This window comes from Sorangium sp. So ce1335 (assembly GCF_051521615.1).
GTDB lineage: Bacteria > Myxococcota_A > Polyangia > Polyangiales > Polyangiaceae > Sorangium.
Genome location: NZ_CP150363.1, coordinates 3,850,395 through 3,869,416, shown reverse-complemented (window position 1 = coordinate 3,869,416; position 19,022 = coordinate 3,850,395). Strand labels below are relative to the sequence as shown.

The window sequence follows — 19,022 nt, the reverse complement described above, 5'->3', positions numbered from 1 at the left end:
CGCGCGCCGTCACGTCGTCCGCCGCAGCCGGCCGAGCCGCGCGGCCGCCCGGTCGCGGAGCGCGCCCATGCGGGCCTGGATACGGCCCCAGCGCTCGCTGTGCGCGAGGTCGTCGAGGAGCGAGTACGAGACCGGCGTGACGATCAGCGTGAGCAGCAGGCTGAGCGACTGGCCGCCGATGACCACCACAGCGATGGCGTGGCGCTCCTCGGCCCCGGGGCCCGTGCCCAGCCAGAGCGGCAGCATGCCCGCGACGAGGGCCAGCGTCGTCATCAGGATGGGCCGGAGCCGATCGCGGTTCGCCTGGAGGATCGCCTCCGCGCGCGGCATGCCCTCGGCGCGGAGCTTGTTCATGTGGTCGACCTGGAGGATCGAGTTCTTCTTCACCACGCCGAACAGGACCAGGAAGCCGAGCGCCGAATAGAGGTTCAGCGTGTTCCCTGTCGCCCACAGGCTCAGCAGCGCGAACGGCACCGACAGCGGCAGCGAGAGCAGGATCGTGATCGGGTGAACGAGGCTCTCGAACTGCGACGCGAGGATCATGTACATGAGCACGATCGAGAGCAGGAACGCCCAGATGAACTCGCCGAACGTGCGCTCCAGCTCCGCGCCGCGGCCGCGCACGCTCGTCGTGTACGCCGAGGGCATGTCCATCTCGCGCGCGGCGCCGCGCAGCGCCTCCAGCCGGTCGGCGAGCGCGTAGCCGGGCGCCACGCCCGCGCGCAGGCTCGAGACCCGCTGGCGATCGAGCCGGTCGATGCGCGACGGGCTCTTCGCCTCCTCGATGCGCACGAGGTTGTCGAGGCGCACGAGGTCGCCCCGGAGCAGCGGCGCCCCCGCCGCGGGCGCCGTCGCGCCGCCGGCGCTGCCCGGCTGCTGCGCCGCGGACGGGCGCACCGTCCGCGGCACGTAGAGCCGGCGGACGGCCGACAGCTCGTCGCGATCCTCCTCGAGGAGCCGGAGCTGCACGTCGTAGTTCTCGTTCGCCTCCTCGTCGCGGAAGCGCGACACCTCCTGATCGCCGCCCACCATCAGGCGCAGCGCGCCCGCGATGTCCTCCGTCCGCACCCCGAGCGCCGCGGCGCGCTCGCGATCGATGAGCACCCGGAGCTCGGGCCTGTCGATCTTCAGCGTCACGTCCGCGTCGACGATGCCGCCGAGCTGCGCGGAGCGCTCCCGGAGCTCGTTCGCGTAGCGCTCGAGCGCCTCGATGTCCGGCCCCTGGATCGCGAAGTCGATCTCGAAGTTTCCGCCGCCGATGTTGAACGACGGCACGTTGCGGACCGAGATCCGGAGGTCCGTGTACTTGCGCAGCTTGCGCCGCACCTCCTGCATCACGTCCCGCTGGGCGTAGTTGTCCTTGAACGCGCGGAGCGGGTTGCCCGAGATCGTCTCCCGGAACAGCCGCGTCAGGGAGAACGTGCGCTCGTCGTGCGGCGCGATCCGGACGAACGCCTCGCCCGAGCTGACGCCGCCGATGAAGCCGCCGCCCGCCGTGGCGAGCACGCTGCGCACCCCCCGCACGCTGCGGACATCGTCGCTGATCTGCCGCATCACGTCGTCCATCGCGCCGATGCTCGCGCTGAGCGGGGCCGAGACGCGGATCTCGAACTCCGCGTCGTCCGCGCCCGACGGGATGTACTCCTGCTTGACGAGCCCGTAGAGCGGCGCCGCGGACGCCGTGACGAGGAGCGCGGAGACGGCGACGAGCGCGCGGTGCCGCATCGCGAACGCGAGGGCGCCCGTGTACCGGGCCTCGAGCCGGCCGTAGAAGCCCTGGCGCGTCTTCACCTCGCCGCCCGCCGCCCCCGCCTCGTGCGCGCGGCTCGCCTCCTTGCGGAGCAGGCGCGCGCTCATCATCGGCGTCAGCGAGAAGCTGACGAGCAAGCTCACGAGGATCGCGACGGTGGCCGTGATCCCGAACTGGAACAGGAACCGCCCCGAGATCGACGACATGAACGACACGGGGACGAAGATGACGACGAGCGACAGCGTCGTCGCGAGCACGGCGAGGCCGATCTCCTGCGTGGCGGCCCGCGCCGCCTCGAAGGAGTCCATCTTCTTCTCCTCGACGAAGCGGAAGATGTTCTCGAGGACGACGATGGCGTCGTCGATGACGATGCCGACCATCAAGACGAGCGCCAGCATCGTCACGCTGTTCAGCGTGAAGTCGAGCGCCCACATCATGCCGAACGTCGCGACGACCGACGTCGGGATGGCGACCCCCGCGATGATCGTGGATCGCCACGACCTCATGAACAGCAGCACGACCGCGCACGCGAGGAAGCTGCCGAGGACGAGGTGGACGTTGATCTCGTGCAGCGCCGTGTAGATGTAGCCCGACTGATCGCGGATCACCTCGAGCTTCACGTCCGCCGGGAGCTGGTCGGAGAGCTTCGCCACGTTCGCCTTCACGGCCTCGATCACCGCGACCGTGTTGGCGCCCGACTGCCGCACGACGTCGAGGACGACGGTGGGCTTGCCGTCGAGGCGCGCGAGCGACCGCTGCTCGTAGGTGCCGTCCTCGGCGCGGCCGATGTCGCGCACCCGGATGGGCCTGCCGTCGACGCTGGCGACGACGAGGTTGTTGAAGTCGCCCGCGTTCCCGAGGCGGCCCATCGTGCGCAGCGTCCGCTCTTCCTCCTTGCCGGTGACGTTGCCGGCGGGGATGTTCGCGTTCTGCTGGGCGATGGCCTCGCGGACGGCGGTGACAGGGAGGCCGTAGGCGGCGAGGCGATCGGCGTCGAGCCAGATCTTGATCGCGCGCTCCTGCCCGCCCACGACGCGCACCTCGCCGACGCCCGACGAGCGCTCGAGCTGCACGCGCACGAGCTTGTCCGCGATCTCGGTGAGCTCCCGGATCGAGCGATCGGCGGAGAGGGCGATCGTCATCACGGGGGTCGAGTCGTTGTCCTGCTTCGCGATGATGGGCGGATCGGTGCCCACGGGCAGGCTGCGCAGCGCCGCCTGCACGCGGTCGCGCACGTCCTGCGCGGCCGAGTCGACGTCCCGGTCGAGGTTGAAGGTGGCGATGACGACGGAGCTGCCGCTCGACGAGATCGAGCGGAGCTCGGTGATGCCCTCGACCGTGTTGACCGCCTCCTCGATCTCCTCGGTGATCTCCGCCTCGACGTCCTCGGGCGCGCCGCCGGGGAGCGTGGTGCGCACCGAGACCGTCGGCAGGTCCACCGCGGGGAAGCGATCCACGCCCAGCCGGAAGTACGCCACGGCGCCGACGACGATGAGGGCGAGCCCCAGCATCGCGGCGAACACGGGCCGCTGGATGCAGATCCTGGCGAGCGTTTGCATCTAGCTCCCCTCCACCACGCGCACCGGCTGCCCTTGCTGGAGCGAGCCGGGGCGGGCGACGACCGACTCGCCCACCGCGAGGCCGGAGACGATCTCGACGCGATCTCCCGCGGTCTTCCCCGTGACGACCTGCTTCTCCTTCGCCTTGCCGTCCTCGACCGTGATCACCTTCGAGAGGCCGGCGAACCGGACGATGGCGGTCGCGGGCACGGACGGCGCCGGCCTGGAGTCCACGATGATCTGCGCCGTGACGAGGCTGCCCGGCCGCAGGTGCCCTGGGTTCTTGATGTCGCTCTCCACGAGCAGCGTGCGGCTCTGCGGGTCGATCGCGGGCGCGAGGCGCGCGACCGTCCCCGCGTGGACGGCGCCGTCCCCCGGGACGGTGACGCGCACCTGCTGCCCGGCGCGCACGCCGGCCGCCTCGGTCTCCGGGATGGCCACGCGCAGCCGCAGCGGATCGATGCGCACGATGTCCGCGACAGGCGCCCCTGCGGCGAGGAACTGGCCAACGCTCGCCCGCCGCACCTGGACGACGCCGTCGATCGGCGACCGCACAACGGCGTCCGCGAGCTGCTGCCGCGCCATGCGCAGCTCGGATTGCCGCTGGCGCACCGTCGCCTGACGGATGCGCACCTCCTCGCGGGCGGACTGCACGGCCGTCTCGGCGCGGACCGCCTCCGCCTCGGCCGCGTCGAGGTCCATGCCCGACATCAGCCCTTCCCTGGCGAGGCTCCGCGCGCGGACCTGGTTCGCCTGCGCCTGCTTCCACGTCGCGAGGGCCTCCCGCACGACGGCCGTGCCCTCGACGTCGAGCTCCCCGTCAGGCCCGTCCGGAGGCAACCCGAGCTGGGCGCGGCTCTGCGCCAGCGCGGCCGCGGCCTGCTCGATCCGCAGCTCGTAGTCCCTCGTCTCGATCTTGGCGATGACCTGATCGCGCTGGACGGGGCTCGCGAGATCGACCGAGATCGACGCGAGCCGGCCAGGCACCTTGGCCCCGACCGTCACCTGCTCATCGGCGTCGAGCGTCCCCGAGATGTCGATGGTCCGTTCGACGACGAGCTCCGTCACGGGGGCCAGCGTCACCTCCTTGGCGTCGGGCGCAGCCTTGTCCGCCTTGCCACCAGACTCGGCCTTCGAGCCGCCGGGCTCAGCCGATGCACCCTTGCCGCACCCGAGACACTGCAACACGGCCAGGAGCGCGGCCCACACCGTCCACGGCACCTTCACGTGGCCTGAGGTGCGGATCGGGGCGCGGCGCGGGGATGTGGGCGGAAGTCGAAGCGCGGGGCGGGCAGTCCACATGCTGGTGGCCTCGGATGACAAGGAACGCCCCCCCGAGCGCGTTGTTGGACGACGATATTGACGCATCAGCCCTCGGGCGCAACGCGCGCGTCGACGCTCACGGGCACCGTGCCGCGCATGGAGCCGGAGGTGAAGAGCGATGACGTGGTGTCCAGGGCAACGTGACGGCCGAGAGCATCGCGAGGACACGAGCGACCGAATCGCGACGACACGTGGCGAGGTGGCGTGATGGCATGGCGCGAGTACAGAGGCGAAATCGACGCCACGTCTCTGCCGAGGGCGCGCGGCGCCCGCGCCGGTTGGCGGCGTGACACAGCCTCTGTGGCGCTCACCGGGATGACGGTGGTGAGGCCCTGTTCTCGCGGAGAGGTCACATCGCCGCGCCGGAGACGGCGGCCACCGCGCGCGGCCGCTCGCCCGGCGCCGCCGCGAGCGGCAGGAGCGGCACGCCGTCCCGGTAGATGACCACGTTGCCGAGCACGGCCGGGATGCGCGGCCCCGGCGTCACGATGCCGACGAGGTTCAGCGGATCGCACGCGCACAGCTGGACGATCTCGCCCGACGGCGGCTCGCGCCGGACGGCGCGGAGCGCGTCGAGCGCCTCGGGGAGCGCGAAGTGCTCGCCGACGAAGCCGGCGATGAGGTGCCCGCCCCTGAGCTCCCCCGCCATCTCGAGCCGCCGGTAGACCCGGAGCAGGTCGCGCCACGCCGGCGGCCGCGGCTCGCGCGCGAGCAGCTCGCGGCAGACCACGCCGTAGCGGCGGAGGTACTGGAGCGCGAGCGCCTCGACGACGTCGGGCCCCTCGGCCGCCTCGCCGGCGGCGCCTGCGGCCGGCGCGGGCGCGTCCGGGCGCGGCCGGAGGAGCGACCATCGCCCCGATGCGACCGGGCCCGCCCGGCGCCCTCCGCCCCGCAGCCGCCCGGCGCCCAGGGCGACGGCCGCGCCCCCGCCGCCGCCGAGCAGCGAGCGCAGGGCCGCGAAGCCGTCGCCGGTCACGAGGCCGGCGGCGACGAGCTCCCAGAGCGCCTCCTCGACCTCGGCGCGCGAGCGGCCCGCGCCCGCGACGATGTCGTCGAAGAACGACGCGCCCGCGCGCGACAGGAACGACAGCACGCCCTGCGCCGGCTCGGAGAGCGACGCCGGCGGCGGCTCTCCCTCGGGCTCGCGCGGCGCGAGGAGCCACGGCAGGTCGCGGCGCAGCGCCAGCGTGATCGGCGCCGCGCGCGTGGGCGCGCCCGCCTCCCGCGGGACCACGCGGCCCCAGGCCACCTCGCCGGACAGGCACAGCGCGTCGAGCAGCCCCTCGTCGTACCCCGCCACGCGGGCGGGAAGCACCTCCCGCTCCCACGCCCCGGCGGCGAGCTCGAAGCCCTGGAGCTGCTCGATCACGCGCCCCAGCCCCCCGGGCCCGCGCGCCTGCGTTCCGGGCCGCACGCCCTGCCACCCGAGCAGGAACCGGATGAGCTCCGCCGCGGTCGCCGGCTCGATCGCCTTGCGAAGGCCGGTGACCGTGCGGCGGTGGATGCGGGCGAGGAGGCGGCGGTCGCACCACTCGATGGACAGATCGGACGAATCGCCCGGCGCCCCCGGCGCGCCGGAAGCTTCCGGCGCGCCCTGAGCGCCCGGCGCGTCCGCCTCGCCCGCGCCGGCGCGCGGCGTCCCCGCCGGCGCGCTCGACCGGAAGCGGCCGCGCAGCGCGCCGCCCGCGAGCTCGATCCGCGCGAGCGCGGACAGCGCCTCGTGGACGGGCACGTCGAGCCGGCGCGCGAGCTCCCCGGTCGACACCGGCCCCGCGGCGCTCAGGAAGCCGCGCACGAGCGCCGTGATCGCGGCGCCGCGATCGGCCCCGTCCGCCGCGCGCAGGGCGGGCGGCACCGCGACGTCCGGCGCGAAGACGGCCTCCGGCCAGATCGCCTCGACCAGGGGCCGCCGTTCGGTCGCGACCCAGCGCGGCGCGCGCGGCGCGTCGACGCCGCCCCCGCCCGCCGTCGCGCCGCCCCCGCCCGCCGACGCGCCGGCGCCGTCCGCCGGCGCGCGCACCTCCGCGGCCCTCCCGGCGGCGCAGAGCGCCTCGAAGAGCCGCGCGAAGCCGCTCCGGACGCCCTCCTCCGCGGGGAGCGCCACCCGGTCGAGCAAGAGCTCGTGCAGCTCGTCCGCGTCGCGCACGCCCGGACGCGCCTCGGCGACCACCTCGGCGATGACCTCCGGAGCGAGCCCGCCGAGCCGCTCGGCGACCTCCGCCGGCAGCCCGCGCCGCACCCGGACGGCGCGCGCGCGCCGCTCCTCCAGCGGGGCGTCGTCGAGGAACGCGTAGGGGTTCGCGTTCAGGATCTCGTGCGAGAAGACGCTCGGCTCCGGCGTGTCGAGCGCGACGACCCGGATCGCGCCGCTCCGCAGGCCGACGAGCAGCGCGCGCAGCCCCTCGACGTCCATCAGCTCGACGAGGCAGTCGCGCAGCGCCTCGCGCACGAGCGGGTGATCCGGCGGCTCGATGTGCGCGAAGATCCCGTGGTTGTCCTGGCAGCCCTGCTGCTCGGGGAAGACCGAGAGCAAGAGATCGTCCGCGCGCATGCGCTGGAGCGCCGGCGGCACCCGCCGCCCGCCCCGGAAGCGCAGCAGCGCGAGCGCGCGCGACGCGGCCCAGCGGAAGCGCGTGCGGAACATCGGGCCCTGGAGCGCCGCCTGGACGAGCACCTCCTCGAGGCCCTCGGGGCGGACGAGATCGAGCACCTCCTCGATCGGCAAGCCGTGCTCCGCGGACAGCGAGAGCAGCACGCCGTCGTCGGTCGCCGCCGCCTGGAGCTCGAAGTCGAACGACCGGCAGAAGCGCTTGCGGAGCGCGAGCCCGAGCGCGCGGTTCACGCGGCCGCCGAGCGGCGTGTGGACGACGATCTGCTGCCCCCCCGCCTCGTCGAAGAAGCGCTCGACGACGACGGTCGCGCCGCCTGGCACGGCGCCGAGCGCCGCGCGCCCCGCCTCGATGTAGTCGCGCACGAGCAGCGCCCCGCGCGCGTCGAGCGCGCACTCCTCCATGAGCCACCGCGCCGCCGTCGACCGCGCCGCGCGCGCCTCCTCGCCGCCGCCCTGGCCCCGCTGCGCGCCGCCCTGCCGCGCCGCCGCGCCCTCGGCCCGCTCCTCGTCGAGGCGCGCGGCGACCTCGGCGCGCAGCGCGGCGACCTCGGCCGACAGCTCCGGCGTGCGCGCCGGCGCCTCGCCAAGCCAGAACGGCACGGTGGGCGCGGCGCCGTGCGCGTCCTCGACCCACATCTGCCCGCCCTCCAGCCGGAGCACGCGCCACGACGTGTTGCCCAGCAGGAACACGTCGCCCGCGGACGACTCGATCGCGAAGTCCTCGTCGAGCGTGCCGACCTTCGTGCCGTCGGGCTGGAGCACCACGTCGACGGCCGCGATGTCCGGGATCGCCCCGCCCGAGGTGAGCGCCGCGAGCCGCGCCCCGCGCCGCCCGCGCAGCCGGCCGCCGATCGCGTCGCGGTAGACGAGCGACCCGGCCCGCTGCCGCGCGCCCCGCGCCGCCGAGGCGCCCTCCTCCGCGGCGGACGCGGCGCCGCCCGACACCATCGCCACGACCGCGTCGAAGTCGCGGCGCGACAGGCCCTCGTACGGCGCGGCCCGGCGGACGAGCTCGTAGAGCCCGTCCTCGTCCCGCTCCTCGCACGCGCACGCGGCGATGATCTGCTGCGCGAGCACGTCGAGCGGCCCCTCGCGCGACGTCATCCGATCGAGCTCGCCGCGCCGCGCCGCGCGCACGATCGCCGCGCACTCGACGAGCTGGTCGCGCGTCAGCGGGAAGAGCCGCCCGCGGGGCGTCGCGGCGAGCGCGTGGCCCGATCGGCCGATGCGCTGGAGCGCGACGTTGATCGACCGCGGCGAGCCCACGAGGCAGGCGAGGTCGACGGCGCCCACGTCGATGCCGAGCTCGAGCGACGCCGTCGCGACGACGACGCGGAGCTCCCCCGCCTTGAGCCGCCGCTCGGCCGAGAGCCGCCGGGCCCGCGAGAGGCTGCCGTGGTGGGCCGCCACGACGTCCTCGCCGAGCCGCTCGGCGAGCGCGTGCGCGACCCGCTCGACGAGCCGGCGCGTGTTGACGAAGACGAGGGTCGACCGCGCCCCCTCCGCGAGCGCGGCGATGCGGTCGTAGATCTCGGCCCACTGCTCGTTCGTGCAGACCGCGCCGAGCTCGTCGCGGGGCACCTCGACGGCGAGGTCGAGGTCCCGCCGCTGCCCGACGTCGACGATCTCGGGCAGCGCGCGCGCGCCGGCGACGAGCCGCGCGGCGATCTCGATCGGCCGGACGGTGGCGCTGAGGCCCACGCGCTGCGGCCGGGCGCCGCCGCGGCTCACGACGAGGTCCTCGAGCCGCTCGAGCGTGAGGGCGAGGTGGGCGCCGCGCTTGTCGGCGGCGACGGCGTGGACCTCGTCGAGGATCACGGTGCGCACGCCCGCGAGCGCGCGCCGGCCCGACTCGCTCGTGAGCAGGATGAACGCCGACTCCGGCGTCGTGACCAGCACGTGCGGCGGCCGCGCGGCCATGGCGCGCCGCTCCTGCGCGGGGCTGTCGCCCGTCCGCACGACGGCCCGGATGCCCGGCGCGGCGAGGCCGGCCTCCTGCATGGCCGCGGAGATCTCCGCGATCGGCTGCTCCAGGTTGCGGTGGACGTCGTGGGAGAGCGCCTTCAGGGGCGAGATGTAGAGGACGTCCGTGCGGTCCTCGAGGGCGCCCCGCGCCGCGTCGCGGACGAGCCGGTCGAGGCAGAAGAGGAACGCCGCGAGCGTCTTGCCGGCGCCTGTCGGCGCGCTGATCAGGGTGTCGCGGCCGGCCGCGATGACCGGCCAGGCGCGCTCCTGCGCGGGCGCGGGGGCGCCGAAGCGCCCGCGGAACCACCGGTCGACGACGGGGTGAAACATCCCGCCGAGGGTAGCCGGCGCGGCCGTGGGGAGGAAGCGGGAGGCCGCCGGCGCCGGGCGGCCGCGGATCCCGGCGATGCCCGACGGAAGCCCGCGGCCGGCGTGCTACGCTGGACACCGTCGTGATGGTGCAAGTCGCGGTCGAGATCGGGCACAGCGCGGCCAGCCAGGCGGAGGCCAGGCGGAGGCTGACCCTCGCCGACTGGGCCAGCCTGCCGGAAGACGAGCCGGGCGAGCTCGTCGACGGCCTTCTCGCGGAGGAAGAGGTGCCCGACGCGGTTCACGAGGTCATCGTGACCTGGGTCATCGGCGTGCTCCGGCTCTGGCTGATCCCGCGGGGCGGGCTCGTGCTGGGCTCCGACGCGAAGTTCGCCGTGGCGTCCTCCACCGGCCGGAAGCCCGACGCCTCCGCGTACCTGCCCGGGAGCCGCAAGCCGCCGCGCCGCGGCGTCATCCACGCCCCGCCCGACATCGTCGTCGAGGTGATCTCGCCCTCGCCGCGCGACGCGCGCCGCGACCGCGTGGAGAAGCTGCACGAGTACGCGCGCTTCGGGGTGCGCTGGTACTGGCTCATCGACCCGCAGGCGGCCACGCTCGATCTCCTCGAGCTCGGCGCGGACGGCCGCTACGTGCACGCGCGCGCCGCCGCGGTCGGCGCGGTCTCCGGCGTCCCTGGCCTCGAGGGGCTCACGCTCGACCTCGACGATCTCTGGGGCGAGGTCGAGCGGCTCGGCCCCGAGTCCGGCGAGGCGCCGCTCGTCGAGCAGCGCTCCGAATAACGGCGCACCGGCGGATCGTCGATCGATCCGGTCCCGGCGCGCCCCGCGCCCGCTCGCCGCGCGCGAGCCCCCGCCGCCGTGCCGCCCTCCGTGCCGCCGCCGTGCCGCCGCCGTGCCGCCGCCGTGCCGCCCTCCGTGCCGCCGCCGTGCCGCCTCCGTGCCGCCTCCGTGCCGCCTCCGTACCGTTCGAGCGCTGCCGGCCCCTCGCATGCTCGTTGACCGCGTGCGGCGGCGCCGCTTCCATGAGCGCGAGGATTCCATGAGCAGCGACACCGCCTCACGACGCGTGGGGACCACGATCCGCAACAAGTGGACGCTGGAGCGGCTGCTCGGCGCGGGCGGGATGGCCGCGGTCTACGTCGGCGTCCACCGGATCGGGCGCCGCGACGCGCTCAAGATCCTGCACCCGCAGGCGGCGAAATCGAAGGAGATCTGCGACCGGTTCGAGCGCGAGGCGCAGGCCGCGAACCGCTTCCACCACCCGGGCGCCGTCGAGATCCGCGACATCGACGTCGCCGAGGACGGCGCGCCGTTCCTCGTCATGGAGCTGCTCGAGGGCGAGTCGCTCGCCGAGCGCGAGCGCCGCCTCGGCGGCGTCCCGCTCGCCGAGGTGCTCCGCTCCACCGCGCAGGTGCTCGACACCCTCGACGCGGCGCACGCGCAGGGGATCATCCACCGCGACATCAAGCCGGCCAACCTGTACGTCGTCCGGGACGACCCGGGGACCACGCCCCTGCCCGGCCTCGGCCCGCGCATCAAGGTGCTCGACTTCGGGCTCGCGCGCATCCGCCAGGACTCCAGCCTCCAGGGCGAGCTCACGCGGATGGGCATCGTGCTCGGCACGACGCCGTACATGCCGCCGGAGCAGGCGAAGGGGCGCGACATCGACGCGCGCGCCGACCTGTTCGCGATCGGCGCCACGATGTTCCGCCTGATCGCCGGCCGCCACGTGCACGAGGCGAGCACCGACTTCGATCTCCTGCTGAAGATGGGCCGGGAGCCGGCGCCGCCGCTCGCCCAGCGCGCGCCGCGCACGCCGCGCGACGTGTGCCTCGTCGTCGACCGCGCGCTCGCCTTCGACCGCGACCAGCGCTACCCCGACGCGCGCCGCATGCTCGAGGACGTGCACGCCCTGCTGCGCGGCGAGCCGCCACCGTACGCGTCGCGGTTCGCGCACGCGCTCGATCCGGACGCGATCACGCTCCACGGGCGAGAGGCGCCGGCCGGCCCCCACGAGGACGCCGGGCCCGCCACGATCCCCAGGGCCCCGGCGAGCAGCCCGACCGTCGTCGACACCATCGCCGTCGAGTGGAGCGACGAGCCGCCGCTGAGCGTGGACGCGGTCACCACCGAGTGGGAGGGCCCGGCGAGCGCCAGGGGCCCGGCCAGCGCGAAGGGCCCCGCCGCGAAGGGCCCGGCCAGCGCGAGGGAGGACTCGATCGCTGTCGAGTGGTGCGAGGAGCCGCCGGACGCGGGCGCGCCCGGCTCTCACCCCGCGCGACGCTGAGCGCCGCGGCCGCCGGTCAGGCGACCCCCCCGGCGCTGAGCGCCGCGGCCGCCGGTCAGGCGACCCCGCGGCGACGCCGCCGTCCGATCAGCGCCATCGCCAGGAGCGCGGCCAGCGGCCCCGCGGCGGTCGGCGCCGTCGCGCCGCCGGCGACCTCGCAGCCGCAGCCGTCGTCCTCGCCGGACGGCGCGGGGTTGTCGGTCGGCGCGTCGGCGCCGCCGCTGCCGCCCGCCCCGCCCTCGCCGCCGGAGGCCCCGCCGTCGCCGCCGGTGCCCTCGCCTCCCTCGCCGCCTTCACCGCCCTCGCCGCCGGCGCCGCCCTCGCCGGTCGGCGGCTCACCGCACCCGGGCGCGTCGGGGACGATCGCGCCGAACGGCCGGTTCGTGACGCCGCGGAGCTCGATGTCGTCGATCTCCCAGCCGAAATCGCCCGCGGCAGCGTCGGTGCCGATGCGGAAGCGGACCTTCACCGTCTTGCCCGCGAACGCCGTGCCGAGGTCCAGCGTCACCTGCTCCTGCGCCGGCCATTGCTCGTTGGCGCCCACGAAGCCCTCGCGGCCGGCGAGCGGGTTCACCGACGGCTCGTCGACCGTGTTGCCGATCGGCCCGCCGTACCCCGGATCGGCGAACGCCGCGACGTCCTTCCACGTCGCGCCGTCGTCGTCGCTGATCTCGATGAGCCCGCCGTCCCAGTGGATCGCCGCCTCGGCGTCCGTCGCCGGCGTGATCTCGAACGAGTACCGGTGGCTGAAGGTGATCACGAGCGGCTCGGTCGTCCCGACCGAGAGCGGCGGCGAGACGAGCTGCGTGTCGGACAGGCTCGGAAAATCGACGCCGCGCCACGCGTGGTTCGTCAGGTCGGTCTTCTCGCGCGACCAGATGGAGTCCGCCTCCTTCCCGGTCGCCTCCCAGACGGGCACCTCGCTCTCGACCGAATCGACGGTCGACGTCCCCGGCGCGTCGTCGACGTGGAGGCGCGCCCCGACGACGCCGACGACCTCCGTCTCGCACGCCCGGGGGGCGACCACCTCCACGCGGAGCTCCAGCGTCTCCATCGCGGCCACCGCCTCGTCCGCGTCGACCCGGATCTCGACGGTCCCCGCCCCGAACGGCGGGATCTCGGGCAGCACGACCGCGGTCCCGTCCGGGAACGACACGTGCTCGTTCGTCGAGGAGACGGTCGCCGCGGCGCCGCGGAGCGGTATCGGGCCCGCGTTCCGCACCTCGAGCCTCACCGTGCCGCGCTCGCCCGCGTCGAGGAAGCCGTCCTCGTCGCACGAGCGCACGCCGTCCCGCGGCTGCCCCAGCGACACGGCGGCGCGCGGCGTCAGATCGAAGCCCTCGACGACGCCGACGAGGTCGTCCGACGCGCGCGGCGCGGACACGGCGCACGTCCCTGCGCCCCGCCGCGCGAAGCCGTTCGCGAGCGCGATCATGTCGCCCTCGCTGCGCGCGTACGCGGCCGCGAGCAGGGCGTCGCGCTGCTCGGTGAACGTCGCGTCCGTCGGCGCGAGCTTCATCCCCGCCACGACGATGTCCGACATGAGCCGCCGCGCCTCCTCGTACGTGTAGACGCGGCCGCCTTCGTCCTCGCGCGTGAGCAGCCCGACGTAGGCCTCGAACAGCATGAGCGCCCAGATCTCGCCGGCGTTGTGGACCTCGGAGTTCTCCGTCCCGCCGCCCTCGTTCATCGGGTGCTCCGGCAGCGCCTCGCCGTCCGAGATGTGCTTGAACGTGAGCCCGTTCTTCGCGAGGTCGACCGTGTAGGGCGCCCGGCGGCCGCCGAAGTAGCCGCTGTCGCCGCTCTCCTCGGACGCGTAGATCGACGTCGCGAAGATGCCGCCGAGGTCGTCGCCCTCGCGCAGCGCCAGGTGCAGGGCGATGAAGTCGCCCCAGCCCTCGCTCTGCGCGTCGCACTGCGTGGTGCCGCACTGGGTCAGGCGCCGGTGGATGAAGTGCCCCCACTCGTGGGCGGCGACGGTGTTGTCGATCGTGCCGTCGCGCACGACGCCGAGGACGCGCTCCATCGCGGCCGTGACCGGCCCCTCGAGCAGCGCCGCCTTCAGGGTGCTCCCCTCCTCGAACGAGATGGAGAGCGCCGGGATGGTCACCACGGCGTCCTCGGGCGCGCCGTTCCCCATGGCCGGCGCGGGCGCGCCGGGCGCGTTGTTGGCGAGGACGAGGGCGACGGCGCCGGCGGCCTCGGCGTTGACGGCCTTCTGCTTGAAGGTGCAGCCGCCCCGATCGACGAGCAGGATCTTGCCCGTGACGTCGTGGAGCGGCGCCTCGCACCCGTCGCGCGTGCCGTCCACCGCGTCGTCCGGGATCGGGTCGACGCCGTCGTCGACGAGCGCGACGTCGGCCGACACGTTGAAGTTCTCGGCGCCGAACACGGCCGTGGCGGTGCTCAGGCTCGCGCCGCCCGGCGCGACGGTCAGCGTGCGCCGGACATCCTGGCTGTTCCAGAGGTACATCTGCATCCGCGGCGACGCGCCGTCGGACATCGCCGTCATGTTCGCGTTGTTGCGCGGCCGCTCCGCGGTGAGCGCGCCGTCCTGCGCCTCGGCGAGCATCGGATCGCCGCCGAGGCCGCCGCGGCCTTTGTTGTCCTGCTGGGCGTTGCCGGCGACCTCGGTGAAGCCGGAGTCGTAGTACCAGTCGTGAAGCCAGTTGTTCACGTAGAAGAGCTGGGTCACGGCGGCCATCGTCTGCGCCTCGCTCGCCAGCGGATCGAGCAGGGGGTCGTAGACATGGTCGAACGTCCTGTCCGAGGTGGTGATCGCCCGGAGGTCGCCGTTCGAGTAGCCGTCGGGGTCCTTGTGGTCCGCGTACGCGTCCACGTTGTTGCCGCGGGTCTGGACGGCGCTCGGCGGCAGCCACGGATCGACGCCGCCGCCCGGCCTCGTGTTGAACCCCTCCATCGAGACGAGCTGCGCCGGGACGAACGCCGGCTGGGATCCGTCCGGCTCCCCGGTCGGGTGCGGAAGGAAGTCGGCATGCGGCCCGTCGAGGGGCCGGCCGTTCCCCGTCGTCTCGGCCCACACGCGGTAGGTGAACGCGTCGTTCTCGACGAGGTTGCGGCGGTAGAGGACGCGGCCGTCGTCGGCCGCGATCACGTGGTCGTAGGCGTCCGAGGAGACGGACTTCACCTTTCCCGAGATGAACTCGACGAAGTACGCCGGCACGAGCCTGTCCGGCATCGGGAACTGGACCTTCTTCACGCGGGCCGGCTCGACGAGGTGGAGGCCCGCGGCCCGGAGCGCGCTCTTCGGCGCGAGGTCGAACGCCTGGTAATCGCCCGTGTCGCGCTTCGTGTCGACGACGCCGCCCGGCCCGGGGTGGATCCCGTAGAGGTCCTCGAGCGCGGCGGCGAGCGCCTCTGCCGGCGACAGGCGGAACGCGCGCCGCGTCGAGCTCGCCTTTGCGGGCACGGCGGCCGGGTGCAGGTTGCCCGAGATGGCGACGAGCTCGAGGTTCTGGCGCATGAGCACCTTCACGTCGGTCTGGAACACGTCGGCGCCGTCCACGCGCTGGCGCAGCGTGACGATGACGGGCCCCTGGCCGAGGTCGTGGACGTGGACGACGCGCGCGGTCCCGAGCGCGGCCCTGGACAGGCCGTAGGTCTCGGCGAAGCGGACCAGGTGGAGCCGCGCGGCGGCCTCGGGGCTGACGCCCGCGACGCCGGCGGGCGCGCCCCCCTGCGCTGCCCAGAGGAAGCTCGGGACGCCGCGCTGCTCGTCGATGGCCGTGACGATCCCGCCCGCGCGCGCGGCGCGCGCGGCGGCCGCGGCGCGCGCATCCGCCGGGGCGCTCGCGGCCTTCGGCGCGAGCAGGTACGCGTTGAGGTCGGGCAGCTTGCCGGGCTGCGCGTGCGCGAGCGGGCCTGCGAAGAGCGCCAGCGAGAGCGTGAGACCGCGAATGGAACGCTTCATCCGATCTTCTCCGTGCGCGACCGTGCGCAGCTGAACAGCGGTGTTTCCCGCCGGATGGCTCCGTTCCCGTGGGAACTCGCCCGTTCAATGAAGCACCTTTGATAAACGTTCTCGCCGCACGAGGGAAGCCGCTCGGCGACGCGCGCAGCGGCCTTGCCGGGCGCCGGCGATCGCGACAGGAGCGGGCGAACGCGGCCGACGGGCTCTGCGCTACCTGAGCGAAGCGCGGGGGAAACAGGTCTGTGCAGCGCGTGTTCCACCGCGAGGAGGCGCCCGGAGCGCCGGAACGATTCAGGCGTGCGGCACGAGCGCGTGCGAAGCGGACGCGGCGCGGGACGGGCACCGGAGCAGCCCCGGCTGGGCCGCGCAGGTCGAGAAGCGGCGCGGCGGGAGGTCGGAGGAGGGCCGCCGTTTCAGCTCGACGGCGGCCGGAGGGTGCTGCTGATCGCCCTCAGCGTCGGCCAGGATTGAGCGCAGAAACCTGCGACTTCATTGACGATCTTGGGCTCGCGACAAGCGTGAGCCCCCTCCTGTCGAGCAGCAAGCCATCGCTCGTCGGAAAGGGCTTGCGCTTCCGCTCCCGCCAGGCGCGGAGCGCTGCAGCGCGCTGGTGCTGGGCCCACGTCACGGGAACGGACTCCATGCAGCGCAGAAAGCGGGCGCGCCCGCCGGCGTCCATCGCGTCACGCAACATGAAGCGCCGGATGGGCTGCGACACGAGCAAGTAGGGCCCGAGGTGATACAGCGCCAGGAGGAGCAGGCAGGCCTCGCCGAGGCGCCGGAGCGCGGCATCGAGGTCCCGGGCGCGCTCCGCATCGAGGGCGATCGAACGGATGTTCCAGTAGAGGCTCCGGTAGCGCGCGGTGGAGCCGTGCACGAAGCGGCTCGACTGCTGGTAGGCGTGCTCGACCTCGGAGAACAGAAAGCCCGTTTCGGCAGCGTCGCCGAGCGCAGGCTGGAAGTGTGGAAGGCGCTGGATCTCCTTGAGCAGGTCGGCCCAGACGTCTCTCACGTCCTCCTCGGGGAGGAGGGAGCGGGCAACGAACAGGGAGGGGCGCGAGTCGAAGTAGCAGTGCCGGACGAGGTTCTCCAGGAGGCTCCGGGCGTGGACATGGGCGGTGCGCTCCACCCCGAGCGCGCCTGCGTGCAAGATGGCGAGGATGTCCGCTCGTGCCGCGTCCAGGAACGCCGGGACCGTCGCGAACCCGCTGCAGTGCCACGCGAGCCAGTTCAGGTAGGCGAGCGTCTGCTGGGAGGCCGCGAGCTCCGAGCCGGCGCCTCCGAGCCGGCGCGAGACCTGCCGGCGAACCTCCGCGAGCAGTTTCTCGCGGGGCGAGTCGCGGCGCTGTCGCTTACTCGCCATGGGCCTTCTTGTTCCTCCGGCGTGTCTCCGCGATCGCCCGGTCGGCAGGGCCGCGCAGGCCTTCGGACAGCAAGCCGTCCGTGATCTCATCGATCTTCTCGGACGCAAGCCGCTCCGCGTCCTTGATGAGCCGCTCGGCGAGGTGCTGGCGCGACTCTTGAGCCTTGTAGGGCAGCGGAGTGGGCGCCCACCTGGTTCGGAGCTGCGCCATGGAGTACAGCGTCGGCAACATGATCACGTTGTCGGCGAGTGCCGAGATCGCGAGCCGGCGGAGAAGTGCCTCGATCCTTTGCTCATGATCCGGCCCTGCAGCACGAGACGCAACACGGAGCATATCCGCAAAATTGGACACTCTATTTGCGGGACTGGAATATCTGCTCTCCACCCAAGCAAGAATTTGTTCGACTGTGTCTTCGAACGTTGAGTTTGGTAATAGGCCAGCAAGGTTCTCGCACCAACCGCGAATGAGCTGCTCGACACCGGCATTGGCTCGGGCAAGCTCAATGAGCTCTTTCCTCACGATCTCGCGCAATCCTTCGAACGACACGGGCTCCTGGTCCCCAGGGCTTTGCTGCCGCTTGAAGTCGCGGAGCAGCTGGAGGACCTGCGCCAGCTCCTTCTGCCCGCCGAGGATCGCCTCGGCGGCCTGGAAATCGTCCGCAGAGTGCTCCTCGATAAGGCTCAGCAGCGCTCGCGATGCTCGTACACCATCACTGCCTCTACGCTCGGCGCTCGTCACGGCGCACCTCCCAGAAGACCCACCTCCTGCGCGACCGCTTCAAGCTCGTCGATGAGCCACACGTGGTCCGGATTGCCGGAGAACGGCAGCGGCTCGTTCCGCTCGAACGAGTCACGGTAGGCTTCATCCCTGGAGATCACCGCGGAGAGGCAGCGAACCGCAGGCTTCTGCGCCGCGCACAGATCGCTGATCGCCGTCACGTACCGCTCTGCCTTGGCACGCTGAACGGCGTCGCTCGACGGCGGGAACATGCTCAGCACGACCCCGGCGACCTTCGCCTTGATGTCCAGGACCTTCTTGTACTCCCTGAGCGCTCTCATCAGGAGCGGCAGCCCGTGCAGCGAGAACTGATCCGCCGTCATCGGGACCAGGATCTTGTCCGCCGCCTTGAGCGCCGCCAGGCTGACGCTGCTGATGCTCGGCGGGCAGTCGATGACGACGTGCTCGTACGCACCGCCGGCCCTGGGCAGCCACTTCTTGATGCGCGACACGACGATCTCCGCCGCGATCTCCTGCACCTCGAACATCCTGGCGCTCCCGCACACGAGGGTGAGCGAGCCCCCGCCGGCGCACGTCCGCACGGGCTCCAGGTAGTCGCTCACCTTGCGCAGCGGGCCGTGCGGCTTCCCGCTCACCACGTCGAAGTACCGCACGTCGCCATGGAACAGATCGTGGAGGTTGCCTTCCCGGCGCGCCTTGTCCTCGCGCGTCCTCGCCTCGAAGCGCTGGTCGCTGAGCAGGTACAGGCTGGCGTTGCACTGCGGATCGGCGTCGATCAAAAGGACGCGCCGGTGGTGCCTCTCGGCGAGGAGCGCGGCCAGGTTGACGGCGATCGTCGTCTTGCCGACCCCTCCCTTGATGTTCTGCACCGCGAGGACGCTCTGCTTCGGCCGGTCCGGCATGCCGGTGGGAGCATACGCCACGGCCGTACCGCCCGGAAGTTCCGGCGGAATACAGGAGTACCTGGGGAAGCGAGGCGGCCGAGATCGCACCTCGCACGCAGAGCTCCCCCGTGGGGCAGGCCGGCTCAGCGCCGCCGTGACGCGCCACCACGCGCTGCACCCCAGGCGGTCACGGCAGCCCGAGGTGGTCCGCTCGGCGATGGCGAGTTCCCGAACGGCGAGCCCAGGCGGTCGGGCCCGGGCTGGGGCCATCGCTTCCGACC

9 protein-coding genes are annotated in these 19,022 nt (G+C 73.6%); 2 read left to right on the top strand and 7 right to left on the bottom strand.

Annotated elements, in window-relative coordinates; genetic code table 11:
- Window positions 1-9: 9 nt before the first annotated feature.
- From WMF24_RS14370 to WMF24_RS14360, 3 genes are all read right to left on the bottom strand, one after another.
- A complete protein-coding gene (locus tag WMF24_RS14370) occupies window positions 10-3,309 on the bottom strand; it encodes an efflux RND transporter permease subunit (protein WP_437736961.1) in 3,300 nt (1,099 codons plus the stop codon).
- Window positions 3,310-4,536: an efflux RND transporter periplasmic adaptor subunit gene (locus tag WMF24_RS14365; protein ID WP_437736960.1), complete on the bottom strand. Its 1,227-nt coding sequence runs from the start codon at window positions 4,534-4,536 to the stop codon at window positions 3,310-3,312.
- A 445-nt stretch (window positions 4,537-4,981) separates the two neighbouring features.
- Window positions 4,982-9,538 (bottom strand): DEAD/DEAH box helicase, encoded by a 4,557-nt coding sequence (locus tag WMF24_RS14360; protein WP_437736959.1) that lies wholly within the window; start codon window positions 9,536-9,538, stop codon window positions 4,982-4,984.
- Between the two features lie 125 nt (window positions 9,539-9,663).
- Between WMF24_RS14360 and WMF24_RS14355 the strand changes: the two genes are divergently transcribed.
- A complete protein-coding gene (locus WMF24_RS14355; protein WP_437738806.1) occupies window positions 9,664-10,317 on the top strand; it encodes a Uma2 family endonuclease in 654 nt (217 codons plus the stop codon).
- Between the two features lie 259 nt (window positions 10,318-10,576).
- Window positions 10,577-11,824 (top strand): serine/threonine-protein kinase, encoded by a 1,248-nt coding sequence (locus WMF24_RS14350; protein ID WP_437736958.1) that lies wholly within the window; start codon window positions 10,577-10,579, stop codon window positions 11,822-11,824.
- A 55-nt stretch (window positions 11,825-11,879) separates the two neighbouring features.
- Here the strand turns inward: WMF24_RS14350 and WMF24_RS14345 are convergent, their stop codons facing one another.
- The 4 genes from WMF24_RS14345 to WMF24_RS14330 all read right to left on the bottom strand — a co-directional run bounded on the left by WMF24_RS14345 (window position 11,880) and on the right by WMF24_RS14330 (window position 18,780).
- Window positions 11,880-15,755, bottom strand: a complete 3,876-nt coding sequence (locus WMF24_RS14345; RefSeq protein WP_437736957.1) for a M36 family metallopeptidase — start codon at window positions 15,753-15,755, stop codon at window positions 11,880-11,882.
- Window positions 15,756-16,206: 451 nt separating this feature from the next.
- Window positions 16,207-17,118, bottom strand: a complete 912-nt coding sequence (locus WMF24_RS14340) for a hypothetical protein (protein WP_437736956.1) — start codon at window positions 17,116-17,118, stop codon at window positions 16,207-16,209.
- Window positions 17,108-17,857 (bottom strand): hypothetical protein, encoded by a 750-nt coding sequence (locus tag WMF24_RS14335; RefSeq protein ID WP_437736955.1) that lies wholly within the window; start codon window positions 17,855-17,857, stop codon window positions 17,108-17,110. The genes WMF24_RS14340 and WMF24_RS14335 overlap by 11 nt, the downstream gene beginning before the upstream one ends.
- On the bottom strand, window positions 17,854-18,780 hold the full coding sequence (locus WMF24_RS14330; protein ID WP_437736954.1) for a ParA family protein: 927 nt from the start codon (window positions 18,778-18,780) through the stop codon (window positions 17,854-17,856). Before WMF24_RS14330 ends, WMF24_RS14335 begins: the two co-directional genes overlap by 4 nt.
- Window positions 18,781-19,022: the final 242 nt, after the last annotated feature.